Consider the following 21,941-nt stretch of genomic DNA (forward strand, 5'->3'; position numbering starts at 1 on the left):
CGAACACGTAGTACACGCCGGCGAGGAGGATCGATACGATCCCAGTATAAAAGAAGGCCGCCCGCCAGTTAGTCTCGAACAGCGGCCCGCTCCAGCCGGTGCCGAAGACGCGCGGGAGAATGAGCGCACCGCCGGCAGCACCGGCGTTTCCGATCCCCGCGTAGACGCCTTCGGCGAGGCCAAGGTTCGCCTCCTCGAACCACTCGGCGACGTGCTGGATGCCGATTACGAATGTGATGCCGGCAGTCGCTACGATCAGCCGGGAAACGAAGAACAGCGAGTACTGCTGTATAAACGCGCTCGCAATCGAGAACACGCCGACGTACGCCAAAACGATGGAGAAGATCACGGGCGCGCCAAACTTGTCAGAGAGCCAGCCGGTGAGAATGCGGCCAAAGGGAGCCATCCAGATCGCCGAACTCGCCAGCACGCCGATCTCCGCCGTCGAGAGACCGAACTCCTCGGCCATCCCGCCGGTAAACGGCGCGAACGAGAACCAGATCAGGAACGAGAAATTGAACCCGACGGTGGCCAACACCAGCGTCCGGTATTTCGTCATCTCGATCGGGCTCCTCATGCGCCGACACCTCCAGCGATTGGGCGATCATCGGCGGGCGCGACGGCAGCAGTTGCGACGGCCGCGACCGATGACGGGCGGTTCCCGTCTGTCAAGTGGCGGCGACGATTCGGTTGAGAGGTCCGTGTTTTTCGCGTTTCGAATCTTGCAATCATGTACTCTAACGCGTTTATACATAGCATATGCATTACTAATAATACAATCGATCAACAAATCAGTGTTTAGGGACCAAATGTGTTTACTTTCGTCGTTTTGCATCTCTGACGGGATACATTTCACCGTTGCGAGCGAGAATTAAAACACGTCCCGTATTTCGCCCGGAGTATCGAAGATATGGATCGGATTCCGGCTTTGAGGGGTGTCGTCTCACAGACCTCGGTATCGCGGACGCTACCGTCCGATCCTGGGTACTATTCAGGTTGACAGTCGCAAACCGGGGTCGGGCCGCCTGGCACAGTTCGGGACCGGCGGTCACACCGTCGCGGGGTCGGTCGTGTCGTTGCGAGATGAACAATCGTTTTGATACGATGGCCGTTAGGAACGAGGTGGTGAAAGTGTCTGGCCCACCGACTCACCGCTCGTCTCGTCGATATCACCGGACGGCGCACACAGGGTGACCGCACACTGCTTGAGGTTCGGTTCCGCTGAGTCCGGATCGGTAGCCGACAGCGTCAGTTCGTTGACGGCCGCGTTATGGATCGGCAGCCAGACCACCCCGGGCGGAACTCCCTCCGTTGGTTCGACCGCAGCGACGACGCTGGATCGGCGAGACGTGACGACGGTCCGGCCGCGATCAAGCGCCGAGAGGTGCTCCCCGATGGTCTTCGGGTGGATCCGCGCCGTGGGCGGTCCCGGCTCGTCGTCGTCGCGAGTCCTGACCCCGGTATTGTAGGTGTCCGACCGTCTACCGGTCGTCAGCGTGAGAGAATACGTCTCGTCGATCGGCTCGGGAACGCTACAGTGGGTCGCGTTTGAGAAGTGGGCCCGCCCCGAGTCGGTCTCGAACGACCACGCTCCGTCGTCGTGGTAGCGATAGCCCGCTTCCGCGCTCTCGGTCGGCGCGGGCCACCGAACGGCCAACGCTGCGTCCAGTCGGTCGTAGGTGATGCCGGAAAGGTCCGCCGTCGTGTCGGCGGTCAATCCGCGGATCTCGTCGAACAGCGCCTCGGGATCCACCGGAACGGACCCGAACAGCCCCGGGTCGATCCGGTTGGCGACCGCTGCGATGATATCCACGTCCTGCCACACCGCTTCGGGCGGGTCGGCCGCCGGAGCGACCCGCGAGACCCGCCGTTCCATGTTCATCACCGTGCCGTCCGATTCGCCCCACGTCGCCGCCGGCAACACCACATCGGCGCACGAGAGCGTGTCCGAACGGAACGCGTCCTGGGCGATGACGAACGTGTTGTTCAGGGCGTTCTCGACGTAGCCGGCGTCGGGCATCCCCGCGACGGGGTTTGTCGCCACCGTCCAACAGACATCGACGTTGCCGCGGGCGAGTTCGTCGACGATTCGGACGAAGCCGGGGCCGGACGAGTCGGGAAGCCGACCGAGCGGCACGTCCCAGGCGTTCGCCACCGCCTTTCGGTGCGCTGTCGAGGTGAAGTCGCGGTAGCCAGGCCAGGTGCCTGTCGAGGCACACACCCGGTTACCCATCGAGTTGGCCTGTCCGGTCAACGAGAAGGGGCCGCTGCCGGGGCCGAGATTGCCGGTGACCAAGCAGAGATCGATGAGCGATCGCGCTGTCCCGGTCCCCTGGACGCTCTGGTTGACGCCCATCCCCCAGTAGACGATCGTCCGATCGCCGAACGTCTCGGCCAACTCGGCGATCGCCCCGCTCGACACGTCGGCGACATCCGCCGCGACCTCAATATCCGGTAGTGACTCCCGCATCCGCTCGAATCCTTCCGTGTGGTCCTCGACGAACGATCGGTCGACGCCACCGGACTCGACGGCGTGGGCGAGCGTCGCCCGAGCGAGCGCGAGATCGGTGCCGGGTTCGGGCCGGACGTGCACGTCGGCGTCCGCTGCCGTCTTGGTCTTCACCGGATCCACGACGACCAACCGGCCGTCCCCCTGTTCCACGCTCTCGACAAGCCACTCGTACAGCACCGGATGGGCGACGGCGGGGTTGGCCCCCCAGACGACGTGGGTGTCGGCCTCGGGGATATCGCCGTATGTAGGCGGGGGGCCGTCGGCCCCGAACGCTTGACGGTAGGCCGTGACGGCGGAGGCCATACACAGTCTCGTGTTCGAGTCGTAGTAGGGTGTCCCGAAGCCGCCGCGGGCGAGTTTGCCCAACGCGTATGCCGCCTCGTTGGTCTGTTGACCGCTCCCCAACACGGCGACGTTGTCGCTGCCGGCTCTGAGCGCCTCGATCAGCCGCATCGTCACGACCCCAAGCGCCGTGTCCCAGTCCGTCGGCCGCAGTTCGCCGCCGCGTCTGAGTAGTGGCTCGGTCAGGCGCTCGCCAACCGGATCGACCGTTTCGCGGACGCCGCGGGTACACGTCGAACCGCCGTTCGTCGGATGCGCTTCGTCACCGTCGACCTTCGAGGCGCCGCGTCCGACATCGGCGCTTTGCTGTGAGAACCCGCACCCGACTGCACACCGCATACAGGTGCTCGAGATTCGATCAGTCATTACGCTCTCGACCGAGTAGCCGCTCGGTCATATCTATCTGCTGAGACTGTTTGATCGTACATCTCATTCTGAAAATGTATCGGATGTTTTCGGTTCGAGCGTAATAACCGTTATTCATTATTATCGATCGTCCTCGATTCCGCCGTTCGCCACGTTCCGACAGGGGGTCGGTTTCGTCGCCGACCGCCGCGTCCAGGCGGTCATCAGTCGTCGTCCGCCGAGGTGCCGTCGCCGCCGGGGCGATTGATTCCGCGTTCGGCAAGCGGGTTCGACTGCCGTCGTGGACGAACGTCGACCGCACACTGTTTGAAATTCGGCTCGTCGGACTCGGGATCGACGGTCGGTAGCGTGAGCGCGTTGACCGCCGGGTGGTGAATCGGAAGCCAGAGCACTCCTGTCGGAACGCCGGTGTCGGGCTGGACCGCCGCCGCGACAGTCGCACGACGGGAGGCGATCACCGTTCGCCCGTGGTCGATGGCATCGGCGTGCTCGGTGGCTGTCTCGGGATTGATTCGGGCGGCTGGGACGGTGTCCGACCCATCTCCGCGGGTTCGGACGCCGGTGTTATACGCGTCGGACTCCCGCCCGGTCGTCAGCGTGAGGGGGTACTCATCGTCGGTCGGTTCGGCGAGGCCGCCGTGGGTTGCCGTCGAGAACCGCGCCCGACCGGACGGCGTCGGGAACGCCCACGCTCCGTCGTCCGCGTACCGATATCCCCCCTGAACGCCGGACTCGGAGGCTGGCCACCGGACGGCCAACTCCGCGTCGAGTCGGTCGTAGGAGATCCCCGAGACGTCGGCGGGCGTGCCGGCCGTCAGCCCGCGGATCTCGTCGAATACCGAGCGGGGGTCCAGCGGCGGCCCATCGAAGAGCGCGGGTGCGATCTCCGCGCCGATGGCGGCGATGATGTCGATGTCCTGTCGGATCTTCGGAGGCGTTCCGGTGGCTGCGCGGACCCGCGAGATCGTCCGTTCCATGTTGGTGACAGTGCCCTCCGACTCGCCCCATGTCGCGGCGGGCAGGACCACATCGGCCAGTTCCACGGTCTCCGTCCGAAAGGCGTCTTGGACGACGAGAAAGGCGTCCGCGAGCGTCTCCCGAACGCGGTCGGCGTCGGGCATTCCCGCGACCGGGTTGGTCGCCACCGTCCAGCAGACCTCAACCGGACCATCGGCCATCGCGTCGACGATCCCGACCGGGCCAGGCCCAGGGTCGTCGGGCAGTCGATCGGCCGGCACGCCCCAGGTGTCCGCGACCGCCTCGCGGTGGTCCGGATCGGTGAACGCACGATGGCCGGGCCAGGTGCCCTTCGACGAACAGAGGCGCGTCCCCATCGAGTTGGCCTGTCCGGTCAACGAGAAGGGGCCGCTGCCGGGTTCGAGGTTCCCGGTCGCCAAGCAGAGATCGACGAGCGCCCGCGCTGTTCCGGTCCCCTGAACGCTCTGGTTGACGCCCATCCCCCAATAGAGGAGCGTCGGGTCCGAGAACGCCGCCGCCACGCGCTCGACAGTATCGACGGAAACACCGGCGGTGTCGGCGGCCTCGGCAACCGTCGGGAGTGTCTCGACGAGCGCGTCGAACCCGGTCGTCGCCGCCGCCACGAACTGCCGGTCGATCGCGTCCGCTTCGAGCAGGGCCGCGAGGATCGCCCGGGCAAGCGCGAGATCGGTACCGGGTTCGGGCCGGACATGCACGTCTGCGTCCCCAGCCGTCCCCGTCTCGACCGGGTCAACGACGATCAGTTCGCTCCCGTTTTCGCCCGCGCTCTCTGCGATCCAGCGGTACATGACGGGGTGGGCGACAGCGGGGTTAGCTCCCCAGACGATGTGGGTGTCGGCGTCGGGAATGTCGTCGTAGGTCGGCGGCGGCGCGTCGCTGCCGAAGGCCCCGTAATACGCCGTGACGGCGGAAGCCATGCACAGCGTCGTGTTCGCGTCGTAGTATCGCGTTCCGAAGCCGCCGCGGGCGAGTTTGCCCAACGCGTATGCCGCCTCGTTGGTCTGTTGGCCGCTCCCCAACACGGCGACGCCGTTTCGAGTGCCGTCGAGCGCGTCGGCCATCCGCCTGCGGACGATGTCGAGCGCGGTGTCCCAACTGCTCGGGAGGAGGTCGCCGTTCTTCCGGACGAGCGGCTGCGTCAGCCACTCGCCGTCGGGATCGGCGGTCTCCCTGATGCCGCGTTGACAGGCCAACCCGCGGGTGACCGGGTGGTTCGCGTCGCCGCGCACCGAGTCGATCCCCTGCCCGATGTCGGCACCCCGCTGGAGGTGGCCACACCCGACCGCACACCGCATACACGTTGTCGGCGTCCACTCGCTCATCGGCTCCTCCGCCGATCGTCCGCGCCGCCGGACCGCGATCTCGCAACCGGCGGCGCTACGGGTCCGTCCGGGAACGCGGTCGTGGGGTCGTTCCGATAGATGTGATGTCGCATCGATCGTTTCGTCTCAAATGCAAATTTGGCTATCGAACGTATAATTGTTTTGATCCACTGTATATTCTGACCAATAAAAACACATTCGAGTCTATTTTTGATATATAGTGAATGGGCGTCATGATGTGCGCACATGCCCACGCGACCGCGGACTGTCGGCGGTCGGGCAGGTGGATTACCGGACGACAACTCCGAAAGCCGGGGGGAGCGGTATCGATGGGCGGTGAACGAGGGCGGAACGGCGATAACAGCCGCCGATAGTGATCGAAGCGCGGACACCGGCGGTCGGGGGTGTACAATTATCGCGGGTGTTCGTGGCCAAACAAAATTTCTATTATAAATACGAGAAATATACGCCGCTTCGCCACGCGAATTTCGGGTCCTTTGGTTTGGTTAATTATTTGTTTATTTATTAAAAGACAACCTTTTAGTTAATCTATTCTAATTTATACCCGTGTTAATCAAGCAATCGACTGTATTTGCGTTATCGAATCAAACGGTATGTCGGCGGGTGGAATCCGATGGCGCATAAAAAAGAAACCTGGAAAGAGGAACTGTACGGTGACGCGGTTCGGGAGAAGATCCTTGAGTTCGCCGAGGCGGGCTGGGAGTCGATCCCCGAGGGCGAACGCGAGAAGTGGTTCTCACGGTTCAAGTTCTGGGGGATCTTCCACCAGCGATCGGGTCAAGAGGGGTACTTCATGATGCGGCTGACTAACGCCAACGGCCGGCTGAAGCCTGGGCAGTTACGCGCGATCGGCGAGGTCGCCCGCGAGTACGCTCGGGGACCGACCTCAAACCCCGAGTTCGGCGACGGCTGGATCGATTTTACCACCAGACAGTCGATCCAGTTGCACTGGATCAAACTTGAGGACGTCCCCGAAATCTGGGAGCAACTGGAGTCAGTCGGTGTGACGACGCGCTCCTCGGGTGGGGATACGATGCGGAACATCTCGGGCAGCCCGGTCGCGGGCAAGGACAAAAACGAGGTCGTCGAGACGCTCCCGCTGCTCGAACGGTTCCAGGAGGAGATCCGCGGCGACAACGCCCTCCGCAATATGCCCCGGAAATTCAATATCAGCATTTCGGGGACCCCGGAAGGAGGCGCGCAGGACTCGATCAACGATATCGGGCTCGAACCCGCCCGAAAGGAGATCGCCGACGAGGAGATAACCGGCTTCAACGTCCGTGTCGGGGGCGGTCTCGGCGGCCGTGAACCCCGCGTCGCCCGACCGCTTGACGTCTTCGTGACGCCGGAGAACGCCTACGAGGTCGTCCGTGGCTTCGTCGAACTGTACCACGACCACGGGGATCGACAGGTCCGCTCGAAGAACCGCTCGCGGTTTTTCGTCGACGAGCACGGGACGGAGTGGATCCGCGACCTGCTGGAAACGGAGTACGTCGACTTCGAACTTCGAACGGCTGGCGAGGACATTCGCGACGGGTACACCTACAACGCGGGACGGCCGAGCAAGGACGGCAAGATCGACTACACCGGCGTCCACGAACAGATGGACGGCGACCGCTACGTCGGATTGAGCGTCGCTGTCGGTCGCCTTCCGGCCGAGGAGGCCATCGAACTCGCCGACCTCGCCGAGGAGTACGGCTCCGGGGAACTCCGGCTCACGCGCCGACAGAACCCCATCATCGTCGATGTCGACGCTGACCGGGTCGAGGACCTCTTGACCGAGCCGCTGCTCGCGAAACACCGCCCCAAACCGAACCCCTTCGTTAGGGGGGCGATGGCCTGTACGGGCACCGAGTTCTGTTCGCTGGCGCTCGTCGAGACAAAGGCTCGGATGGCGACGATGCTCCGGTGGCTGCGCGACAACGTCGAGTTGCCCGCGGACGTCGACCAATTGAAGCTCCACTTCTCGGGCTGTACGGCCGATTGTGGGCACGCCAACACCGCGGACATCGGGTTACTCGGGATGCGGGCGCGCAAGGACGGCGAGATGGTCGAGGCGGTCGACATCGGTGTCGGGGGCGGTCTCGGCGAAGACCCCGCCTTCGTCGACTACGTCAGACAGCGCGTCCCCGCCGACGAGGCCCCTGGCGCGATCCGTGCCCTCGTCGAGGCGTTCGCCGAACGCCGGACCGAGGGACAGACGTTCCGCCAGTGGGCCGACGCGACCGATTCCGAGGCGCTCGCCGCGTACTGCGAACCGGCTGAGACGAGTTACGAGGACCCCTGTCTCACCGACGGAAAGCAGTCGTGGTACCCCTTTGCGGGCGAGGAGCCGGACGCCGCGGGACAGGAGGCCGCGTCGTCGGACGACTGAGCCCTGATTTGAAGACGGCTCCCGTGGACTGCCGCAAATCTTTCCCTGTTACAGCCTGTGAAACGGTACCAAAATCCAATATAACCCCAACTCTATATTAGGCCGTGGTGATGTACTAATCAAGCCCACAAACACCAACCCAACTGAACCCACCCCACCCTGTCACTCGTGTCGTGTACTCTGACGCTGCCGGCTGTGGTTTTTAAACTTTAATAACGTAGAACGTCCAGTTTATTAGATCATCGTCGGCGTACTGAACCACGGTTTTGGATTGGTATATGCGGAACGCCCGACCACGACATTACCGACGCGTAGACTCATCACCCCATCGATGAGGAGTTCTTGGGCGAACCGGCGGCGCAAATTATACCTGCATACCCTCACCGCCGGTCTTGCCGTTCTAGGGTGTGGAGCAAACCAATCGAACCTCAGGACATCGGGATCGACGTCCGACCAGCCCGATCTACACTTAGTCGCCGAACGGCCCCATCCCGCCGAGGCCGCCGCCACCACCGCCGCCACCGCCGCCACCGCCACCCATCTGTTTCATCATGCGCTGCATGTCCCCTTCGCCCATCCCCTGGAACTGCTTCATCATCTGGCTCATCATCTTGTGCTGTTCGAGCAGTTCTTGGACAGTCTCCTCGTCCTTCCCGGAGCCGCGGGCGATCCGCTCAACCTGGCTCTGACCGATCGCTCGGGGGTGTTCGAGTTCGGCCTCGGTCATCGAGTCCATGATCACCTCGAAGTCCCGGAGCCGCTCTTGGGTCATATCCATCGCGTCTTCCGGGAGCTGGTCCTTGATACCGCCGCCGAGGCCGGGGATCATATCGAGGACCTGATCGAGCGGGCCCATCCGGTTCATCGCGTTCATCTGGTTGCGCATGTCCTTCAGGGTGAACTCACCCTGCATGAGGTCCTCAGGGTCCCAGTCTTCCTCCTCTTGGGTTTCGGCCATCGCGCGCTCGACGCGCTCGGAAAGCTGTTTGAGATCGCCCATCCCGAGCAGCCGGGAGATGAACCCCGACGGCTCGAAGCGCTCGATATCCTTGACCTCCTCGCCGGTACCGAGGAAGGCGATCGAGGAGTCGGTCTGGTCGACCGCGGCGAGGGCGCCGCCACCCTTCGCCGTCCCGTCGAGCTTCGTGATGACGACGCCGTCGATGCCGACCGCGTCGTGGAAACGCTCGGCCTGATCCTTCGCCCCTTGGCCGATCGCGGCGTCGAGGACGAGCAGGTTTCGGTCGGGATCGGCGACCGACTCGATCTGTTCGAGTTCGTCGATGAGTGCTTCTTCTAAGGCGTGCCGGCCCGCCGTGTCGACGATATGGACATCGGCGTCGGCGGTCTCCTCGAGTCCCGTCCGGGCGATGTCGACGGGATCGTCGTTGTCGGGGTCGCCGTAGAACTTGACCTCCGCGCGCTCGCACATCTCTTTTGCCTGCTCGTAGGCGCCGGGACGGAACGTGTCGGTCTGAATCACGGCGGGGCGGAGCCCCTTCTTCGAGAACCACCACGCCATCTTCGCGGCCGTCGTGGTCTTGCCCGACCCTTGGAGACCGGCCAGCACGATCGTTTGCTCCTCGAGCGGGAGATCAGTCGACTCGCCGACCAACTCGACCATCTCCTCGTAGACGATCTTGAGGACGTGGTCGCGTGCGGTCGTCCCCGCGGGCGGCTCCTCCTCTAAGGCCCGCCCGCGGATCGAGTCCGAAAGCTCCATCACGAGGTCGACGTCGACGTCGGCCGACAGTAGGGATCGTTGGATCTCCTTTACGATCTCCTCGACGTCGTCCTCGCTGAGGGTCGTCTTACCCTGAAGTTTGTCGAGCGTCCCCCGGAGGGAACTGCCCAGATCGTCGAGTACCATTTGTCGGCCGTAGACGGTCCAGACTAAAGGCTTTGTTCGTCGCCGGGCGGGAGACGGCGGGTGCCGGGAGGCGAGATTCGGCGGCGGTGACCGCGCCCAGCCGGCCGCGATCGGTCGAGAGCGCCCCCGAACGGTTAGCTTTATCCGCCCGGGCTGCCTCGCGTTTGATATGGCTAGCTTCGAGGAAGCAGAAAAGCGCATTCTCGATAAGATGATCTGCATGCGCTGTAACGCCCGAAACCCGAAACGCGCCGACAGCTGCCGGAAGTGCGGCTACAAGAAGCTCCGCCCGAAGGCGAAGGAACGCCGCGCGGCCTGACTCCGGTCCCGTCGTCCGCCCCGACCCACCGACAGCTTTCGATCGTATGTTTCCCTGAAATGTCGTATCATATCCGGTAGCCGTCCGTTTTATTAGTGGGCTGCGGACGTACTCGGCCCTAACGCTGTTTTTATTCCATAACAGGGTCGTCACTGGAAGTCGCCCCACGCTGTCGCGGTTGGACAGCCGCTGATACACACGTATATTTAAATGATGCCCTCATTCGACGGTCCAAAACGCCCCGAACCGTATTTACAAGCCACCCGTATCAGTATTCATGGGGAGCCTATGACGGACGACGAAGCAAGTGTCCTCGTCGTCGACGACGACCGCCAACTGGCGGATCTGTACGCTACGTGGCTCCGTGGCGAGTACGATGTACGGACCGCGTACGGGGGGGAAGAGGCGATCGAGGCGATGGACGAGAGAGTCGATGTCGCGCTGGTTGACCGGTTGATGCCGCGGATCTCCGGCGGCGAGGTGCTCGAACACATTCGGACGACCGACGAGTATGACTGCCGGGTGTCGATCGTGACTGCCGTCGACCCTGACTTCGATATCATCGGGATGGGTTTCGACGAATACCTGATCAAACCGATCCAGCAGGAGGAGATAGAGGCCGTCGTTGGCTCGCTCGTGACTCGCGCGGAGTACGATCAAAAACTTCAGGAGTTCTTTTCGCTGGCATCGAAGCGGGCCGCCCTTGAGATTAAAAAGAGCGCGTACGAACTCGACGCCAACGATGCATACGCCAAGCTGACGGCCGAGTTCGAACGGATACGGTGCGACCTCGATCGGACCGCAAAAGAGATGAGCGGTCGCGACCTCGAAGCCGAAATGCGGCGCGTGGGCGTCGAAAACTAGGACGCAAATACCCCGGCTATACCGTTCCCGCGAGCGCAACCCCTGCGAGCGCCGCGGCCAGCGCGGCCACAAGCGTCCCCACGGCGTTGACCGCCGCCGACCGGATCCCATCGTCCTCCGCGAGACTGACCGTCTCGACGGCGAACGAGGAGAATGTCGTGAATGCGCCGCAGAACCCGACGCCGATCGCGAGCGCTACCGAGTTGGCGGGGGTAATACCGACGAGGACACCCAAAACGAAGCTCCCAGCGACGTTGACGGCAGCGGTGTCGAGAGCGCGGCGCTCAACCGCGAGCCCCACCGCGTACCGCGAGACCGCGCCGACGGCACCCCCGATCCCGACGGTGAGCGCGCTCACGAGCGCCACCGGATCACCCCCCTCGCGAGGAGGACGGCCGAGAAGCCAAGCGCATAGTTGGCGATAACGTTGAGTGCCGCTGGTGCCGGGGCGAGCGAGACGGTCTCGGTCGCGAACGTGCTGTAGGTTGTAAACGAGGACACGAAGCCAGTCGAGACGGTGAGGCGCGTCCGGTCGGACAGCCGTCCCCGGATCCGTGTGTGATAGGCAACTAGCCCGAGTACGAACGCGCCGACGACGTTGACCGCGAGGGTGCCCCACGGGAACCCGGCCGGGAGGGCGACCGCGACCCCGTGGCGACTCACTGCCCCCGCAAACCCGCCGGCCGCCACGAGAAGGGCCGCCCGAGGTTCCATACTGCGGCCTCAGCCGGCAACCACAGGTAACTTACGGTTCAGACGGCATCTCGTACGGACGGCCGACGAATCGATCGATGCGACGGACGATGCAGCGGGCGACGAGGAGACAGTACGGCGGACAACGTGACGGCCGCCGCGGCGATTGAGGCGGGGGTTTAAATACCGGAACGGAGGCAGACGGCTCATGGGACGGAAACGGCGGTTCGCCGCGGACACGCGAGGTATCGAGGGGTTACCGGTCCGGCTCGTCATCGCCCTGGTCGTCGGGGTCGCGAGCCTATCAGTGATGATGAACATGCTGTCGGGGATCTCGGGGCTCGCAGTGACCGAGTTGGATGTCCAGCCCGAACCTGAGGTAGTCGGGCCGGGCGATCACAGCGTCAAGCTGTCTGTCGTCGACCCGGATGGTCACACTGTCTCTAACGCGACGGTCATCGCCCGCGGTGGATCGGCGAGACTCGACGGTGTCAAAACGGCGACGACCGACGAGGAGGGGATGGCGAAACTGGAGCTCTCACCGGAGTTGCGCCCGAATCAGCGAGACGGAACCGTCGAGTTCGACGTCAAGCCGCCGGCGGGCGACGAGTACGCCGACAGGCGGGAGAACACGGTGTTACTCGTCGTCGGCGAATGAGCGTCCCGCCGCAGGGGGTGGCAGTCGTCGCAGATGAGGGACCGGCAGGGTCGCGACAAACGGGAACATGGCAGGGTCGTCCCTCCCGGGCGGCGGCGTTCTGCTTAGAAATCGGTGAGTTTGTCCTGCCGGTACAGGTCGAGTTCGCTCACCATCGACGGGGACCGGGTTGCAGCGAAGACGATGGCCTCGGCGACCTCCTCGGGTTCGGTGACCTCGCCGGCCTCGAATCGCTCCTCGAAGCTTTCGCCCTCCTCGGAGCCGAACTCGGTGCGAACCTCCGAGGGGTTGATGACTGTCACCGAGACGTCATCGCCGACCTGCGCGGAGAGGCTCTTGGCGAACCCGCGGGTCCACCACTTCGTCGCCGCGTAGACGGGGTTGAACGAGCGGGGAAACTGCCCGGCGAAACTGCCGACGAACACCGCCGTCCCCCCGGCCTTCTTCAGGTGCGGCAGGGCGGCGCGTGCGGCGAAGAACATCCCGTCGGCATTCGTCTCCATCATCTGTCGGTACGCCTGTGTCGAGAGGTCCGCCACCGAACTCCCGCGCCCCACCCCGGCGTTGTTGACTAAGATGTCGATACCGCCGAAACGCTCGACGGTCGCCTCGATCAACGCCTCGACGTCGTCCTCATCGCGGACATCGGTCGGCACGGCGATGGCGTCCGTGTCGAGGTGGTCGGCGAGGGCCGCGATCCGATCCTCGCTGCGGGCCGCCAACGCGATAGTCGCACCCTCGGCGGCCATCGCGTTCGCGGTCGCCCGACCGATTCCGCTGCTCGCGCCGGTGATGAGTACCGTGCGTCCGTCGAGATCGTTCGTCATACGCCGTCTATCGGCGGTGGCTGACTTAAGTACTGACTCAGCAGCTGAGTACTGAGGGACGCTCGACACAGCGGACGAGTACATTGAGAACTATAGTCACGCCGAAGTATCGCTCTCCGCTGCCCACGACGCGGCCGCCGACACGCCGGCGTCGATGCGGTGTCCCGACTGCCGTGGGCAGGACTTCGGGATCTGAGCGGGTCCGTCGCCCCGGACACCGGAGGGATCGGAACGTGCCGTCAGTACCCCGTGCCGAGGAGTTCGTTCGCGGAGAGCAACGCGAATGCGCCTGCAAACAGCGCTGCAAGTGACGCGAACGAGACGCCCCAACCGAACAGGTCGGCCGCGAGGCCGACGCCGACCGATCCCGCGGCACCTACGACCGTGTAAGCGGTACGCACGAGGCCGAACCCGGCGCCGCGCTCGGCGTCGCCGAGGGCGTCCATGAACCGGGGATCGATCGCCGAAAAGAAACTCGCCCCGACCCCGGCCAACAGGACGGCGACGGCGACGAGGAGGCGACTCCCGTGGACAGGGGCCACGAGCGCCCCCATCCCGACCGCACCCGCGAGCATTGCGGCCCCGATGGCGATGTCGCGGCCGAAGCGATCCGAGAGCCGACCGACGGCGATCTGTCCGCCCGTCCGGATGAGGAAAAACGCCGAGAACACGGCGCCGGCCGACGCGGCCGAGTAGCCGCGAAACTCGACCAGAAACGTTGGGAGGAACGACATCAGCCCCTGAACGGCGTACGTTCCGATCATCGCGATGACGAGGGGGAGGAGGATCGCGGGGCGCGAGAGGAGTTCGGCCAGCGGACCGACTTCGAGTCGCTCGCGCATCGGTTGGTCGGGGCGTTGCGGCTCGGTCGGCCGGACGTGTCTGGCGAACAGCAGGAAGATCGGAACACCGACAAGCGCCACGAGCGCGACTGCCGGCCGCCACCCGTAGCGGACGCCGACCCAGGCGGCGGCCACGGGCGCGACCAAGCCGGCGAGCGGCCCGCCGATGGAGTGGAGACCTACGGCGGTGCCGAGATCGTCAAACGTCCGTGAGAGGAGCGCGGTCGCCACCGCGTAGTGGAGGCCAGCAACGAGTCCGAGGAGGGCCGCCGCCGCGACGAAGGCCGGAAACGCCGGGGCAAAGGCCAGGAGGACGCTCACGACGGTCGTCCCGCCGACGGCGACGAGGATCACACGCCGTTCGCCGTAGCGGTCGGCCAAGATGCCGCTTGGAAACTGTGAGACGCCGTAGGCGAGCCACATCCCGGAGAGCGCGATCCCGATGGCTGTGTTCGAAACGCCGAAATCGGCGACGATGAACGGCACGACCGGGCTGATCGCCAACCGAGCGAAGTACGTCACGAGGAACGCGAACGTACATAACAACAGCACAGTGTGGCGATACTGCCAGTTCATAATCCCCGCCGGTCCGGCGACGCGACATTCATCGTCCTGTCTGATCCGGTGTCTCGTTCACAACCGAACGCACGGTCGAAGGCACGCCGGGAGTGCGAATATACACATCGATACTTCTCGACGTTTGGGGCAGCGTTCATGTGCCGACGTTCGGGGCGACATCTATTGCCGACGGTCGGCGGAGTCATAGATCCGGCCACACCCACAGGAGATCCCGTTGGCGGAGGAACCGGTACTGGAAATTAAAACGCCGAGGCTCAAAGGCCGATTATGAAGATCGGACTGTTGTCCGACATCCACGCGAACCTCCCGGCACTTGAGGCCGTCCTTGAGGACCTCCCGCCGGTCAATACGGTTGTCTGTGCGGGTGATGTCGTTGGATACAATCCCTGGCCGAGCGAGTGTGTCGAACGGATCCGATCGGTTGCCTCCGTGACCGTTCAGGGCAACCACGATCGGGTGGTTGAGACCCCAGACAGGTATGCTCACAACGAGATGGCCCATGCGGGCCTCAAGCACGCAGACGCCGAGCTTTCGGCGCCACAGCGCGAGTGGCTGCGGACCCGTCCGGAGCGGACGGACATCGCTGGCGGTGCCTACCGACTGGTCCACAGCCACCCCGATCCGGCGGAGCGCGACTCGTACGTGTACCCGCGTGATTTTGCCGGTCTGCGGCCGTATCTTGACGACCACGACGGCCTCGTTCTCGGTCACACCCACGTCCAACACGGGGCGACGGTCGACGGGCGGGTAATCGTCAACCCCGGGAGCGTCGGCCAGCCACGCGACGGCGATCCCGACGCCGCGTACGCCGTCGTGGACACGGATCGAAACGACGTTGACCTCCGCCGGACCGCCTACGATATCGATCGCGTGCGACGCAAAATCGACGCCGAAGGGCTGCCGCCGGAGACCGCTAAACGACTCTCGCAGGGCCGGTAAGCCGGGCCGCAGTCGATGCTCCAAGCCACAGTCGGTGAAACGGGTCGCGGTCGCCCGTGGTCGGGTCGTTCGGTCTTATGTGGTGTCCCCGGTGGCAGCGTAGTACGTGAGTCCAACCGGGACCGCATAGACGACGTGCATCGCTGCGTTCACGAGCGTCCCCGGGATCGCGAGGTTCGGAAACGGTGGCGCCCCGGCGAACCCCATCGTCGAGAGCCAAAGCGGCATTACGAAGACTGGCAGTGCCGTCGTCACGACGCCGTAGCCGACTCCCAAACCGACCGCACCGCCGAGCCGTCGCGCCGTCCGGCGAAGCGATCCGATGTTTTCCACGCCGAGGACGTAGACGATGCCCAATACAACGCCGTGCCACTGGTGGAACGCCCACCCGACGCCGAGTGCGGGTCCCTCAAAGCCGTACATTGCTGGGATGCCCATCTGTAGGGTCCCGGGGTTCAGGGTCTGCATTAGCGCGCCCATCAACAGACTGCCGACGAACCCGCCGACGGCACCGGCGGCGAGCCGCTTCGGCGTCGTGTTCACGATTCCTGTGCGTCCGGCGGTCGCTGTCTCGGTTGACATCGACGGAGAAAAGCCGTCACGAGGGTAAATAGCCGCGTCGGCTGTGCCCGGGAGACACATTCTCAGACAAAAATATAAATACTACTGCCGAGATAGGGGGGTTCGGAATCGTGCTCGGGGTCATCCGGGCGGTAATAACGGCGTCGGCCGCCCCCGTTGGATGTCTGACTGGGCTATCGAGAGGCGGCTCATGCCACGCTCGGGCAGTCGCGTGGGCGCGGGCACTATAGTGATTCGCTCGAAGCGACGACCCGCTCACAGGTCGCGGGACCGGCCGAGATGCAGCAGTTCGCCGCCGCAGCTCTCGCACACACCCGACTCGACGGCTTTCGCGCGTGAGCCGCACTTGAGACATTCGTACATTTCTGCTTCGGCTACAAACGTATTCGGTCGCATACAGATCAATATTACCCAGAAAGTATTATGTCACCCCCTAATATACCTAGTAGTATGTAAACAAGTATCACAGACGGGTGAACAAACGAACACCTTCGGCCCCGGTGAGAGAGATGCGGGCGATTAAGTCACTCGGCACCAAGACGTTGGTATGAGTAAGCAGACACCGCCGGAGCGAGAGCCCGGCCGCTACGGGAAAGACGAGGACCTTCGGAGCCGCGATGTGACCGAAGGCCCTGACCGCGCCCCCCACCGGGCGATGTTCCGTGCGATGGGGTTCGACGACGAGGACCTCTCCTCGCCGATCATCGGCGTGCCGAACCCCGCCGCCGATATCACGCCGTGTAACGTTCACCTCGACGACGTGGCCGAGTCGGCGATCGATGGGATTGACGAGGCCGGCGGGATGCCGATCGAGTTCGGCACCGTCACTATCTCCGATGCTATCTCGATGGGAACTGAGGGGATGAAAGCCAGCCTTATTTCCCGGGAGGTCATCGCCGACTCCGTCGAGTTGGTCTCCTTCGGCGAGCGAATGGACGCCTTAGTTACCGTCGCCGGCTGTGACAAGAACCTTCCTGGTATGATGATGGCTTCGATTCGAACGGATCTCCCCTCAGTGTTCCTCTACGGCGGGTCGATCATGCCCGGCGAGCACGACGGCCGTGACGTGACGATCGTGCAGGTCTTCGAAGGCGTCGGCGCCTACGCACAGGGCGAGATGAGCGGCGAGGAACTCGACGATCTCGAACGACACGCCTGCCCCGGCGCCGGCTCCTGTGGCGGGATGTTCACCGCGAACACGATGGCCTCCCTCTCGGAAGCGCTCGGGCTTGCGCCGCTAGGAAGTGCCTCCGCGCCCGCAGAGGACCACGAACGCTACGCCATCGCCCGCCGGGCCGGCGAACTCGCCGTCGAGGTTGTCGAAGCCGACCGCCGCCCCTCCGACATTATTTCCAAACAGTCATTCGAGAACGCCATCGCCCTCCAGACTGCGATCGGTGGCTCGACGAACGGCGTATTGCACCTGCTTGCCCTCGCCGCGGAGGCAGGTATCGACCTCTCTATCGAGGAGTTCGACGAGATTTCCCGGCGGACGCCGAAGATCGCCGACCTCCAGCCCGGCGGCGAGCGCGTTATGAACGACCTCCACGAGATCGGCGGCGTACCGGTCGTTGTCCGGCGGTTACTTGAGGCCGATCTGTTCCACGGCGACGCGATGACGGTTACTGGTCGGACGATCGAGGAGGAACTCGAGTTCCTCGAGGAAGAGCACGGCCTGCCGGCCGACAGCGAGATCGAGGCGGACTTTCTCTACACGGTTGAAGAGCCCAAGCAGGCTGAGGGCGCGATCAAGATCCTCGATGGCAACCTTGCACCCGAGGGCGCCGTCCTGAAAGTGACGGGCGATGACGAGTTCTACCACGAAGGGCCGGCGCGGATCTTTGAGGACGAGGAGGGCGCGATGCGTTACGTTCAGGACGGCGACATCGAGTCGGGCGATGTCATCGTCATCCGCAACGAGGGACCGAGGGGCGGCCCTGGAATGCGAGAGATGCTCGGCGTCACCGCCGCCGTCGTCGGTGCAGGCCACGAGGACGACGTGGCGCTGCTCACCGACGGGCGCTTCTCCGGTGGGACCCGCGGCCCGATGATCGGCCACGTCGCCCCCGAGGCGTTCGTCGGGGGCCCGATCGCCGCTCTCGAGGACGGCGATCACGTCACCGTCGACATCCCCGAGCGAACCCTTGCGGTCGACCTCTCCGACGAGGAACTCGGGGCCCGCCTCGACGCGTGGGAACAGCCCGACCCCGCCTACGACGGCGGCGTCCTTCGGAAATACGGCGACGCGTTCGGCTCCGCCGCCAACGGCGCAGTCACGAACCCCGGAGTCAAACGCGACGAGTAAGTAGCTGACGGCGGACTCAGTCGTCGGCCGGTGCGGTGTCGGTTCCCGACCCCGTCTCGCCCGGAACGGCCTCGTCGCTCCCTGCTTCGAGCGCCTCGACGAGCAACTCGGCGACGTCGACGATCTCGATCGACGCCTCGAAACCGCCCGTCTTGCGGCCGTCCTCGTACATCGTCATGCACATCGGACAGGCGACGACGAACTTCTCGACGGCACTCCCCGCATCGGTGTCCTCCAGAGCCTCGCGCAGACGCTCCTCGCTCGGCTTCTCCTCCTCCTCGAGTTCCATCCAGAGTCCGCCGCCGCCGCCCCCACAACAGAAACTGTTCGCGCGGTTGCGTGGCATCTCGTGAAGATCACAGCCGGTCGCCCGAATCAGCTCCCGCGGCGCCTCGTACTCGTCGTTGTACCGACCTAGGTGACACGGATCGTGGTACGTGACGGTGTATTCGAGCTCACTTCCCGCAAGGCCGAGCGCGTCCGTCCCGACCAACTCCTCGACCGCCTGGGTCCAGTGATACACGTCGATCTCGCCCTCGGCGTTCCAAGATCCCTCGATATCGAACTCCATCATCGGATCGTCCGCGAACTCCTCGAAGTCGACCTCCGGGTACTCGTTCTTGAACGTGTTGTACGAGTGCGGATCCGTACAGACGATCGTCTCGAACTCGCACGTCTCAAAGGAGTCGATCAGCGTTCCCGCCTGCTCGATGTAGAGGAACTCCTCGCCCACGCGCCGGACGTCGTTGCCGTCGTACACCTCATCGTCGTAGAGAATGCCGACCTCAGCGTCGGCCGCCTCGAAGATTTTCGCCAACGATCGGGCGACCTTCTTGTTCCGGTCGTCGTATGACGGATAATCGCCGACGTACCACAGATACTCCACCTCGGTTTCGCGGGCGTCCGTCACCTCGAAGTCGAGGTCGTCGGTCCAGTCGCCGCGGGCACCTGGCGAGTCTCCGAACGTGTTGCCCTTCGTCATCACGTTCTGGAAGACGTCTTGGAGGCTCGGCTGGATGTCTCCTTGATCGGTCAGCTGGCGGTTCAGCCGGGTGAAGCTCTTTAGATGTTCGATCTCGACGGGGCAGGCATCCATACAGGCCATACACGACATACACGACTCCATCGTCGAGCGGTCGATGACGCCGCCATCGGCGACGATTTCCTTTGTGTCGCCGCCCTCCCGTTCGAGCGATTCGCGGTAGGCTTTGAGATCGAGAATGACGTCCCGGGGGTCGAGCGGTCGGCCGGAGGCTTTCGCCGGACAGACCGACGAGCAGCGACCGCACTTCGTGCAGGCGTCCTGATCGAGCAGTTCTTTCCAAGAGAAATCGTCGATCGACTCGGCGTTAGTAGCGTCGAGATCCGCGGGGATGCCCGGCAGCCGGGCGCCGGCCTGCTCGTCTCTTGTGACGACGTTGGCGAACGACGAGAGCATGTGAAACGGCTTGGCGTAGGGGATGGCGGCGATGAACAGGAACGCCAACAGGGCGTGAGACCACCACGCTAGCGGGTACATGGTGGCCGCCATCGAGGCGTCTATCCCGAGGCCGGCGAGACCGAGAGCGGTGGCGGTGCCGACGAAGCTGACTGGCTCAACAGTCGGGATGGCCTCACCGGAGCCGACGATGCGAAGCCCCTCCAGCAGGAAGCCGCCCGCTCCAAGGGCGAACAGCGACCACACGAGGAAGTCGTCCTCCCAGTCGGTGTGTTTGCCGTGAAGGCGCTCCGTTCGGGCGACGTAACGCCGCCAGATGGCGATCGAGAGGCCGGCGACGAACAACAACCCGAGCGCGTCGGTGACGAGTTGATAGGAGAGATAAAAATCGCCCGTCCAGAAGGACTGCCGCTCGCCGAGGGCGATTGTGAGTACGCGGTACCACTCATCGATAAAGAGGATTGTCGTGGCGATCAAAAGCGCGAGAAATCCCCAGAGGATGAACGCGTGCATGAGACCGCCGACCAGATCCCGGTTGAACTGTTTCTCGTTGGAGCCGACGATCTTGGCGGCGGCGGCGATCCGACCGGGGAGGTCGTCGAGACGGTCGAACCAGTCGTCGGTGCCGCGGGCGTAGCGGGCGAATCGATCGTACGTGCCGTAGGCGAAGACGACGACAGTAACGGTCGCGAGGAAGTAAAAGAGGGCCTTCTCGTGCGTGGAAATGAGCCAGAAAGTCTTGCGGGTGACCTCCTCGGCCTGCAGTGGAACCACCGGGGACATACGAATTGAGGGGGATGGGACCCGCTTAAGTTTTGCCACACGGTCGTTCGTTACGTTTCGATATCGGCCGTCGAATCGCCGGGGGACACAACGACGATCATGTGATCAGCGGCTGTAGCGCCGCGAGGACAAATGCTGCCGCGACGGCGAGCGCGACTGAATCGAGCCGCGAGAGCCGCAACTCGGGCAACGTCGGGTTCCAAGAGAAACACCGCGCCCGCAGCGCGAGCGAGAACCGGTCGGCCCGCTCGAAGGCACGGTTAAACGCCGCAACAGCGAGCAGGCCCATCCGATCGGGGACCGAACGCTCGGTTCCGAGCCGGGATCGATGTGCGTCTCGAATTCGAGCGATGTCGGCCTGTAAAACCGGCACAAACCGGAAGACGAACGCGACACCCATCCCGAGGAACTGCCCCGCCCGTCCCGGGATCGTCCGTTGGATGGCCGCCCGCGAGTCCCGGACTGGCGTGGTGCGGACGTAGGCGGCGGCGACAACCACCACGAGCAGGACGCGGTACCCGGCAAGCGCCGGGGCGACGGCGTCGGCGAGCACGAACCACGCCCCCCAGGCGAACCCCTCGATAAGCGGGGCAGCAACGAGAAAGGGCACGACGAACCGCACCTCCCAGAGCGCCCGCCGTGGATCGGTTCGGGCGATGACCAACACCAGAAGCGCCGCGACGGTCAACGCCGCAAGCCCCCTGGGCGTCGTGTGGGCGAACGCGGCCGCCGCGAACCCGATCTGGACGGCGAGTTTCGACCGGGGGTCGAGCCGGTGGGCGACCGAATCCCCCGGCTCGTAGCTCAACACGGCCGGACGCCGAACTCGGCGAGCTGTTCGTCCCCGGGACCGTCGGTTTCGAGCGCAACTGTCCCCGCAGAGACCACGACGATGCGGTCGGCGAGGTCACCCAACTCCCGGAGGTCGTGCGTGACGACGATCACGCTCGTCCCGGCGTCCGAGAGTGCCCCGAGCCGTCGGAGGATCGACCGCCGTGCCGGGTAGTCGAGCCCCGTGAACGGCTCGTCAAGCACGAGATGATCCGGCTCCATAGCGAGCGCCCCCGCGACGGCGACGCGGGCCTGTTGGCCACCTGAGAGCCGATCGATACGGGCCTCACGGTGGTCGGCCATCCCCACCGCCTCGAGGGCCGTCCCGACCCGGCGGTCAATCTTTTCGCGATCGAATCCGAGGTTCTCCGGGCCGAAAGCCACGTCTGCGCCGACTATCGCGGCGACGAAACAGTCTCGTGGGTTCTGAAACACCATCCCGACGGACGTACGGGCTGCGACGGGGTTCTCGGAG

At 64.4% G+C, this 21,941-nt stretch carries 19 protein-coding genes; 6 read left to right on the top strand and 13 right to left on the bottom strand.

Going from position 1 to position 21,941, the window contains the following annotated elements:
• From ACI944_RS02525 to nasA (ACI944_RS02535), 3 genes are all read right to left on the bottom strand, one after another.
• On the bottom strand, positions 1 to 559 hold a 559-nt coding region (locus tag ACI944_RS02525; RefSeq protein ID WP_411717516.1), incomplete at its 3' end, for an MFS transporter.
• Positions 560 to 1,111: 552 nt separating this feature from the next.
• Entirely contained in the window at positions 1,112 to 3,220 is a 2,109-nt protein-coding gene (gene nasA / locus ACI944_RS02530) for an assimilatory nitrate reductase NasA (protein ID WP_411717498.1), read from the bottom strand.
• Between the two features lie 203 nt (positions 3,221 to 3,423).
• Positions 3,424 to 5,541, bottom strand: coding sequence for an assimilatory nitrate reductase NasA (gene nasA, locus ACI944_RS02535; protein ID WP_411717499.1), 2,118 nt, complete (start codon positions 5,539 to 5,541; stop codon positions 3,424 to 3,426).
• 634 nt (positions 5,542 to 6,175) lie between these two features.
• Here nasA (ACI944_RS02535) and ACI944_RS02540 point away from each other — a divergent pair.
• Complete coding sequence (locus ACI944_RS02540) at positions 6,176 to 7,936, top strand: nitrite/sulfite reductase (protein WP_411717500.1); 1,761 nt, start codon at positions 6,176 to 6,178, stop codon at positions 7,934 to 7,936.
• A gap of 469 nt (positions 7,937 to 8,405) precedes the next feature.
• Here ACI944_RS02540 and ACI944_RS02545 read toward each other — a convergent pair whose 3' ends face one another.
• Positions 8,406 to 9,806 carry a signal recognition particle protein Srp54 gene (locus ACI944_RS02545; RefSeq protein ID WP_411717501.1) on the bottom strand — a complete coding sequence of 467 codons (1,401 nt, stop codon included), beginning with the start codon at positions 9,804 to 9,806 and terminating at the stop codon, positions 8,406 to 8,408.
• A 169-nt stretch (positions 9,807 to 9,975) separates the two neighbouring features.
• On the opposite strand from ACI944_RS02545, the gene ACI944_RS02550 reads away from it, so the two are divergent.
• Both ACI944_RS02550 and ACI944_RS02555 read left to right on the top strand, forming a co-directional pair.
• Positions 9,976 to 10,125: a 50S ribosomal protein L40e gene (locus ACI944_RS02550; protein ID WP_411717502.1), complete on the top strand. Its 150-nt coding sequence runs from the start codon at positions 9,976 to 9,978 to the stop codon at positions 10,123 to 10,125.
• Between the two features lie 288 nt (positions 10,126 to 10,413).
• Positions 10,414 to 10,989 (top strand): HalX domain-containing protein, encoded by a 576-nt coding sequence (locus ACI944_RS02555; protein WP_411717503.1) that lies wholly within the window; start codon positions 10,414 to 10,416, stop codon positions 10,987 to 10,989.
• Between the two features lie 16 nt (positions 10,990 to 11,005).
• Here the strand turns inward: ACI944_RS02555 and ACI944_RS02560 are convergent, their stop codons facing one another.
• Positions 11,006 to 11,356 (bottom strand): fluoride efflux transporter FluC, encoded by a 351-nt coding sequence (locus tag ACI944_RS02560; RefSeq protein ID WP_411717504.1) that lies wholly within the window; start codon positions 11,354 to 11,356, stop codon positions 11,006 to 11,008.
• Positions 11,344 to 11,703, bottom strand: coding sequence for a fluoride efflux transporter FluC (locus ACI944_RS02565; protein ID WP_411717505.1), 360 nt, complete (start codon positions 11,701 to 11,703; stop codon positions 11,344 to 11,346). The genes ACI944_RS02560 and ACI944_RS02565 overlap by 13 nt, the downstream gene beginning before the upstream one ends.
• 187 nt (positions 11,704 to 11,890) lie before the next feature.
• On the opposite strand from ACI944_RS02565, the gene ACI944_RS02570 reads away from it, so the two are divergent.
• A complete protein-coding gene (locus tag ACI944_RS02570) occupies positions 11,891 to 12,340 on the top strand; it encodes a carboxypeptidase regulatory-like domain-containing protein (RefSeq protein WP_411717506.1) in 450 nt (149 codons plus the stop codon).
• Between the two features lie 104 nt (positions 12,341 to 12,444).
• Here ACI944_RS02570 and ACI944_RS02575 read toward each other — a convergent pair whose 3' ends face one another.
• Complete coding sequence (locus tag ACI944_RS02575) at positions 12,445 to 13,167, bottom strand: SDR family oxidoreductase (protein WP_411717507.1); 723 nt, start codon at positions 13,165 to 13,167, stop codon at positions 12,445 to 12,447.
• Positions 13,168 to 13,406: 239 nt separating this feature from the next.
• Positions 13,407 to 14,585: an MFS transporter gene (locus tag ACI944_RS02580; protein ID WP_411717508.1), complete on the bottom strand. Its 1,179-nt coding sequence runs from the start codon at positions 14,583 to 14,585 to the stop codon at positions 13,407 to 13,409.
• Positions 14,586 to 14,855: 270 nt separating this feature from the next.
• Between ACI944_RS02580 and ACI944_RS02585 the strand changes: the two genes are divergently transcribed.
• Positions 14,856 to 15,527: a metallophosphoesterase family protein gene (locus ACI944_RS02585; RefSeq protein ID WP_411717509.1), complete on the top strand. Its 672-nt coding sequence runs from the start codon at positions 14,856 to 14,858 to the stop codon at positions 15,525 to 15,527.
• 75 nt (positions 15,528 to 15,602) lie between these two features.
• Here the strand turns inward: ACI944_RS02585 and ACI944_RS02590 are convergent, their stop codons facing one another.
• On the bottom strand, positions 15,603 to 16,109 hold the full coding sequence (locus ACI944_RS02590; RefSeq protein ID WP_411717510.1) for a hypothetical protein: 507 nt from the start codon (positions 16,107 to 16,109) through the stop codon (positions 15,603 to 15,605).
• 255 nt (positions 16,110 to 16,364) lie between these two features.
• Positions 16,365 to 16,505 carry a rubrerythrin-like domain-containing protein gene (locus ACI944_RS02595; RefSeq protein WP_411717511.1) on the bottom strand — a complete coding sequence of 47 codons (141 nt, stop codon included), beginning with the start codon at positions 16,503 to 16,505 and terminating at the stop codon, positions 16,365 to 16,367.
• 151 nt (positions 16,506 to 16,656) lie between these two features.
• Here ACI944_RS02595 and ilvD point away from each other — a divergent pair, with 151 nt between their 5' ends.
• Positions 16,657 to 18,414 carry a dihydroxy-acid dehydratase gene (gene ilvD, locus ACI944_RS02600; protein WP_411717512.1) on the top strand — a complete coding sequence of 586 codons (1,758 nt, stop codon included), beginning with the start codon at positions 16,657 to 16,659 and terminating at the stop codon, positions 18,412 to 18,414.
• A 16-nt stretch (positions 18,415 to 18,430) separates the two neighbouring features.
• Here the strand turns inward: ilvD and ACI944_RS02605 are convergent, their stop codons facing one another.
• The 3 genes from ACI944_RS02605 to ACI944_RS02615 all read right to left on the bottom strand — a co-directional run.
• Positions 18,431 to 20,635 (bottom strand): heterodisulfide reductase-related iron-sulfur binding cluster, encoded by a 2,205-nt coding sequence (locus tag ACI944_RS02605; RefSeq protein ID WP_411717513.1) that lies wholly within the window; start codon positions 20,633 to 20,635, stop codon positions 18,431 to 18,433.
• A 97-nt stretch (positions 20,636 to 20,732) separates the two neighbouring features.
• The gene (locus tag ACI944_RS02610) at positions 20,733 to 21,446 is read right to left on the bottom strand and encodes an energy-coupling factor transporter transmembrane component T family protein (RefSeq protein ID WP_411717514.1); all 714 of its coding nucleotides are present in this window, start codon (positions 21,444 to 21,446) and stop codon (positions 20,733 to 20,735) included.
• The coding region (locus ACI944_RS02615) for an energy-coupling factor ABC transporter ATP-binding protein (RefSeq protein WP_411717515.1) at positions 21,440 to 21,941 on the bottom strand (502 nt) is incomplete at its 5' end. The genes ACI944_RS02615 and ACI944_RS02610, both read right to left, overlap by 7 nt.

The organism is Natronomonas sp., assembly GCF_046710025.1.
In the GTDB taxonomy this organism is placed as follows: domain Archaea; phylum Halobacteriota; class Halobacteria; order Halobacteriales; family Haloarculaceae; genus Natronomonas.

Excerpts from the sequence above, each read along its gene's own strand:
- ilvD (WP_411717512.1), top strand. The coding sequence starts at position 16,657 with ATGAGTAAGCAGACACCGCCGGAGCGAGAGCCCGGCCGCTACGGGAAA.
- ACI944_RS02565 (WP_411717505.1), bottom strand. The coding sequence starts at position 11,703 with ATGGAACCTCGGGCGGCCCTTCTCGTGGCGGCCGGCGGGTTTGCGGGG.
- ACI944_RS02605 (WP_411717513.1), bottom strand. The coding sequence starts at position 20,635 with ATGTCCCCGGTGGTTCCACTGCAGGCCGAGGAGGTCACCCGCAAGACT.
- ACI944_RS02555 (WP_411717503.1), top strand. The coding sequence starts at position 10,414 with ATGACGGACGACGAAGCAAGTGTCCTCGTCGTCGACGACGACCGCCAA.
- ACI944_RS02575 (WP_411717507.1), bottom strand. The coding sequence starts at position 13,167 with ATGACGAACGATCTCGACGGACGCACGGTACTCATCACCGGCGCGAGC.
- ACI944_RS02580 (WP_411717508.1), bottom strand. The coding sequence starts at position 14,585 with ATGAACTGGCAGTATCGCCACACTGTGCTGTTGTTATGTACGTTCGCG.
- ACI944_RS02585 (WP_411717509.1), top strand. The coding sequence starts at position 14,856 with ATGAAGATCGGACTGTTGTCCGACATCCACGCGAACCTCCCGGCACTT.
- ACI944_RS02550 (WP_411717502.1), top strand. The coding sequence starts at position 9,976 with ATGGCTAGCTTCGAGGAAGCAGAAAAGCGCATTCTCGATAAGATGATC.
- nasA (WP_411717499.1), bottom strand. The coding sequence starts at position 5,541 with ATGAGCGAGTGGACGCCGACAACGTGTATGCGGTGTGCGGTCGGGTGT.
- ACI944_RS02545 (WP_411717501.1), bottom strand. The coding sequence starts at position 9,806 with ATGGTACTCGACGATCTGGGCAGTTCCCTCCGGGGGACGCTCGACAAA.
- nasA (WP_411717498.1), bottom strand. The coding sequence starts at position 3,220 with ATGACTGATCGAATCTCGAGCACCTGTATGCGGTGTGCAGTCGGGTGC.
- ACI944_RS02590 (WP_411717510.1), bottom strand. The coding sequence starts at position 16,109 with ATGTCAACCGAGACAGCGACCGCCGGACGCACAGGAATCGTGAACACG.
- ACI944_RS02595 (WP_411717511.1), bottom strand. The coding sequence starts at position 16,505 with ATGCGACCGAATACGTTTGTAGCCGAAGCAGAAATGTACGAATGTCTC.
- ACI944_RS02540 (WP_411717500.1), top strand. The coding sequence starts at position 6,176 with ATGGCGCATAAAAAAGAAACCTGGAAAGAGGAACTGTACGGTGACGCG.
- ACI944_RS02570 (WP_411717506.1), top strand. The coding sequence starts at position 11,891 with ATGGGACGGAAACGGCGGTTCGCCGCGGACACGCGAGGTATCGAGGGG.